The 5,568-nt window shown below is 71.9% G+C and carries 3 protein-coding genes; 1 reads left to right on the forward strand and 2 read right to left on the reverse strand.

Annotation, left to right across the window (positions count from 1 at the left end):
* Positions 1-45: 45 nt before the first annotated feature.
* Positions 46-2,712 carry a UbiA family prenyltransferase gene (locus tag ACFRMQ_RS37390; protein WP_380735309.1) on the reverse strand — a complete coding sequence of 889 codons (2,667 nt, stop codon included), beginning with the start codon at positions 2,710-2,712 and terminating at the stop codon, positions 46-48.
* Positions 2,703-3,770, reverse strand: a complete 1,068-nt coding sequence (locus ACFRMQ_RS37395; RefSeq protein ID WP_380735311.1) for a polyprenyl synthetase family protein — start codon at positions 3,768-3,770, stop codon at positions 2,703-2,705. Before ACFRMQ_RS37395 ends, ACFRMQ_RS37390 begins: the two co-directional genes overlap by 10 nt.
* 451 nt (positions 3,771-4,221) lie before the next feature.
* Here ACFRMQ_RS37395 and ACFRMQ_RS37400 point away from each other — a divergent pair, with 451 nt between their 5' ends.
* Positions 4,222-5,514: an FAD-dependent oxidoreductase gene (locus tag ACFRMQ_RS37400; protein ID WP_380735313.1), complete on the forward strand. Its 1,293-nt coding sequence runs from the start codon at positions 4,222-4,224 to the stop codon at positions 5,512-5,514.
* The last annotated feature ends 54 nt before the right edge of the window (positions 5,515-5,568 follow it).

Here is a 5,568-nt window from a genome sequence, read left to right on the forward strand (position 1 = left end):
CCCGGGGAGAGGGGGACGCGTCCGCCGCGTGGTGCCGGTGGGCCGTCATCGCCCCCGGGGCACAGGGGTGTCGAGCGGGAAGCGGGACGCGGCGGCGGGGGCGTAGCGGCGGATCGTCTGGACCGCGTCGGCCTCCCGGTCCAGCTCGCCGCTGCTCGCCGCCCGCTTGATCGCGGCCAGCGTCGCGCGGGCCTGGTCGGTGTCGAGGGCGAGGCCGATCGAGTCGGCCACCGTGCGCACCGCGGACACGCCGGAGTGCTTGCCCAGCACGATCCGCCTGCTCCGGCCGAGCAGTTCGGGCCGGTAGGGCTCGTAGGTGCTCGGGTCCTGGGAGATGCCGTCCAGGTGGAGCCCGCTCTCGTGGGTGAACGCGTTGGCCCCCACCACCGGCTGGTACGGCGGCACCCGCACCCGGATGAGCTCGGCGACGTACTCGGCCAGCGACTGGAGCTCGCCGAGGTCGAGCCCGGTGTCGTGGCCGAGCGCGGCGCCGAGGGCCATGACGACCTGCTCCAGCGGCGCGTTGCCGGCCCGTTCGCCGATGCCCAGGACGCTGCACTGCACTCCGGAGGCCCCTGCCGCGAGGCCCGCGAGGGAGTTCGCGGTGGCCAGGCCGAGGTCGTTGTGGCAGTGCACCGCGAGCGGCAGCGGGCAGCCGACGCCGACCGCGCGGACCATCGCCGCCATCGAGGCCGGGTGCGCGATGCCCACGGTGTCGGCGAGGCCGAACGAGTCCGCGCCGGCGTCGGCGGCGGCCAGGCCGACCCGGATCAGCACCTCGGGATCGGTACGGGTGGCGTCCTCGGCCGCGAAGACGACCTGGCGCCCCGCGCGCTTGGCGCGCCGGACGGCCCGGTCCACGCCGGTCAGCACCTCGTCCAGGCTCATCCGCAGCTTGTTGGTCAGATGGCTCTCGGAGGTGCCGATGAAGATCGCGATGCTGTGCGCACCGGTCTCGATCGCGGCGTCCACGTCGCGGTCCAGCGGCCGGGCGATCACCTGGATCAGCGCGTCGCCGCCCGCGTCGACGATGCCGCGGATGGCCGCGGCCTCCTCGGTGGAGACGGCCGGGAACCCGGCCTCGATCAGCGGGATTCCCAACGCGCCCAGGCGGCGGGCGAGTTCGCGCTTGTGGGCGGGGGTGAACACCACGCCCGGCATCTGCTCGCCGTCGCGCAGCGTCGTGTCGCTGATCACCACGGTGCCCGGCAGTTCGGGCCCGGCGTCCACCGCGTCGGCGCTCGCCCGTTCCCGCTCCTCGGCGCGGGCGGTCGCCACGGGGGCCGGCCGCGCCGCCTCGGCGTCGGCGGCCGTGGGGGGCGCCGAGAGCCGACGGAAGCTGTTGAACAGCTGGTTCAGGCGGATCATGTCGGCGGGCGGGGCGTCCATGGTCAGCCGCCGGGAGAGGTAGGCGCGCCGCGGGTTCGTCCGGCCGAGCAGGAAGATGTCGCGGAACACCGCGCCCGTGGTGGTGATGGTCACCAGCGGGACGTCCTGCCGCGGCGCGTCGCCCTCCTCGTCCAGCAGGCGGACCTCGCCGCCCTCGCTGAGCAGCAGGACGCGGGTGTCCGGCGCGCTGAGCCGGATGTCGATCCGGCGCTCCCACGCGGACAGCCCGGCGAGCAGCCGCGGTTCGCCGCCCAGCAGGGCCAGTTGGCCCCGGACGAAGTCGCGGACCCGCTCCGGCGTCACGGCCTCGTCGTCCGGCGTCACGGCCTCGTCGCCCGGCGCCGGGGTGGCGGAGCGGTCGCCGAACTCGTGGCGCTCCCGGAGCTGTCGCTGGCTGAACCAGGTCGCGCCGACGGCGGCCACGGTCAGTGGCACGCCCAGGGCCGGGCCCGGCGTCCAGACGGCGAAGGAGCCGGCCAGCACGATGCGGGTCATCACCAGCACCGCGTGGGCGCGGTAGGCCTGCGGGCGGGTCTCCCCGTGCGGGCGCAGCAGCGGACCGACCGCGGCGGCGGCGCTCGCGGCCGCGACCAGCAGGGCGAGCACGTAGCCGGTCTGCCAGGGCCGGCCGAGGATCGCGGGCGCGCTCGCGGCCAGCGCGTACGCCCCGGCCAGCAGCAGCGCGGCCGTGCCCGCGGCGCGGGTGGCCCCGCGGTCGACCGCGAAGGTGCGGTAGCCGCCCTCGCGGTCGCCGTCGATGTCCCGGACGGCGCCGACGAGGTTGGAGGCCGCGTCGTGCAGCCAGAAGACCAGGGCGACCGGCAGCAGCCGCGCCGGCGGGTAGTCGCCGACCATCATGGAGCCGTAGAGGAAGGCCAGCGCGGTCATGCTGCCGCGCACGATGTTGCCGCTCAGTCCGCGGGCCTTGAACACCTTGCTGTAGGCGACCCCGGCCGCGAACGCGCCGAACACCAGCAGCACGGTCCGCCAGTTGAGCGCCAGCGAGAGCAGTCCGCCGGCCGCGCTGCAGGACAGGAAGCAGCACAGCGCGGTCGTCGCGGACATCCGGCCGGACGGGATCGGGCGCTGCGGCTTGGCCTTGGCGTCCAGCTCCCGGTCGAAGTAGTCGCCGCCGTAGAGTCCGCCGAGCCAGCCGAGGGTCGGGATCGCCCAGGCCGCGAGGCACCGCGCCGCCGAGGGGTCGGGGCTCGCCAGCAGCGCTCCGGCCAGACCGACCAGGCCGACGTAGAACGCGGTGTACGGCCGCCACGTCTCCAGGTGCGCGAAGAGCGTGGTGCGGATGGTGGGGCGGACTACCGGCACCGGCTGACCGCCGTCTTGGCGAAGTACTCCAGGCTGCGCTTGCTCTGACTGTCCGGCAGGCCGGCGAGCGTGTCGATGGCGTCGGCCGCGAACTTCCGGGCCTCCTGCGCGGCGCGGTCGATGGCCCCGTGCTCGGTCAGCAGGGCGAGCAGGCGGCGGTGACGCTCCTCCAGGTCGCCCTCACCGTTCATCAGCTCGTCGAGCTCGGCGGCGAGTTCGGGACCGGCCTCGGCGCGGCAGAGCAGGATGGGCAGGGTGAGCCGACGGTTCGCCAGGTCGCTGCTGCTCGACTTGCCGGCCTCCTCGGAGGTGGCGATGTACGGCAGCAGGTCGTCCCAGATCTGGAAGGCGACGCCGAGGTAGGTCCCGTAGCGGCCGAGCGCGTCCGACTGCTCCGGGGTGCCGCCGCCGAGGGTGGCGCCGATGTCGCAGGAGGCCCGGAAGAGCGCCGCGGTCTTGTTCTCGATCATGCGCAGGTACGAGTTGATCCGCATGTCGCCCTTGAGCCGGATCTCCTCCTCCATCATCTGGCCCGCGCACAGGTCGGCTCCGGCCTGGGCCGCCTTGGCCATGGCCCGCACGATCCGGTTCGCCTCGACGCCGTTGGCGGCGCAGGTGGCGAGGGCCGCGAAGAGGTAGAAGATCAGCGCGTCGCCGCCGACGATGGCGTCGGCCTGGCTGTATTTGGCGTGGACGGCGGGCATTCCCCGGCGGAACTCGTCGCCGTCGATGATGTCGTCGTGGATCAGGCTGGCCAGGTGCGCGCCTTCGGTGCCGGCCGCGGCGGGCATCACCTGGTGCAGGTCACCGCCGACGGCGGCCGCGCTCTCCAGCAGCAGGATCGGACGGAAGTACTTGCCCGGGGTCACCAGCGCGTAGCTGCACACCTCGGCGAGCCGGTCGCCGTCCGTCCAGTCGCCGCGCAGGCGCTGGAGCACCAGGTCGGCGAGGTAGGCGACGCGGTTGCGGCTCGACGCTTCCTCGGAGGCCCCGTAGGAAAGGAGACCGTCTTCGATGGAAACTCGCCCCGAGAGTTCAGGAAAAGACAACTTCTGCATATCTATCCCAATCCATCTGCCCGGTTCCTGCGGGTCACGATGAAAGTTCAGTGGAATGCAAGTGGTGGCATGACGAACGGGAAGACGAAACCAGAGGAAAAACCGGCCGAACTGCCGAAGAATCCGAAGGAAATTCCCTCCGGATGGCTTTCGAACAGTTAGCCAGAAGAGTCGGCACGCGTCCGGAAAGCGGACACGGCCTTTCGCTTAACATCCCCCGTCGTCCATACATCAGCAAGGTCCTCGACCTTGCCGAACCCCGAAGCGGTGAGGAATCCAATCGAGATCCATCACCATGTGATCGGAGATTATCGGCGGCGCTGGCGCCATGTCAAACACTTGTCCACGGAAGGGTCGCGCCCCGCGCCGCTGCGTAGCGGTGTCATACCGGAACGTGATTTGAAGATCTCCTGTCTACCCATCAGACAGGCCGCGCGCTATTGTTCGCCGCATGTCCAGGACTATGCACACGTACGACGTGATTATTTGCGGGGCCGGGGCCGGGGGAATCGCCGCGGCCATCATGTTCGGGCGACAGGGGAAGAGCGTCCTGCTCCTGGACAAACTCCATGACACCGTTGAAACGTTCAAGGGCGAACTACTTCAGCCCGGTTCCCTCGGCATCCTCGACGGCCTCGGCGCGCTGCAGCCGCTCCGCGACGCCGGCGCCCGCGCCATCGACCGGCTGTCCTGCGCCACCGCCACCGGCGAGGAATTGTGCGCCATGGAGTACCGCTGGCTCCCGGGCGACTACAACCACTGCATGACCCACACCTACAAGGGAATCCTCGACAACTTCGTGGGCATCCTGCCGGACGCCGTCGAGTTCCGCCGGCGGGTCACCGTGGAATCGCTGACCCGCGACGCCGACGGCCGGGTGAACGGTGTGAACGTCCGGCAGGGAACCGGGCGCGAGGAGATCCACGCACCGCTCGTGGTGATCGGCGACGGACACGCCTCCAAGCTGCGCGGCCAGCTCAACATCACCGTCGACACGACCCCCTACGACCACCAGGTGGTCGCGATCGACCTGACCGACGAGCCCCACCTGGCGACCCAGGCCACCACCTTCGTCACCCCGGCCGGCATGCGCGTCATGTACCCGATGCCGCACGACGGCGGCCGGCTCTACCTCCAGGTCCCGCGCGGCTTCGTCAACCGCGTCGGCAAGCAGGGCCTGCCCGCCTGGCTCGACGGCGTGATCGCGGACTGCCCGGCGCTGGAGCCCGTCCACGACTCCGCCCGCCGCGGCCTGGAGACCTCCCGGGTGCTCTCCGCCCGCCGGTTCATCAGCCCCGAGTTCCACCGCGCCGGCGCGCCGCTGGTCGGGGACGCCGCCCACGCGGTCCACCCGATGGCCGGTCAGGGCATGAACGCCGCCATCGCCGACTCCGCCGCGCTGACAGGACTGCTCGACGGGGTCGACCACACCGACTCCGCCCGCGTCGACCGGGCCCTGAGGACCTACGGCACCAAGCGCCGGGCGGAGGTCCGGACGATCTCCGAGTTCAGCCACCGCTTCGCCGACATGTTCACGGACACCGCCACCAAGCTCCGCTTCGCCCGCTCCACCTACATCCTGAGCCGCCACGGGCGCAACGAGCGGCTCTGCTACAAGATCATGCACAACATCTCCGGGCTGGGCTACCAGCCGTTCAGCGTCCTCGACCGCCTCCAGCAGCTCGGTCTGCCGGACCGTCACGCCCAGCTGCCGGCCCACGTCCGCCGGCTCGAACGGGTCTGACCGGGCCCCGCGGGTCCGAGCGGCACACCAGCCGGCTCGCCGTCCCCCACCACC

The sequence above is a fragment of the Kitasatospora sp. NPDC056783 genome, assembly GCF_042789895.1.
GTDB lineage: Bacteria > Actinomycetota > Actinomycetes > Streptomycetales > Streptomycetaceae > Kitasatospora.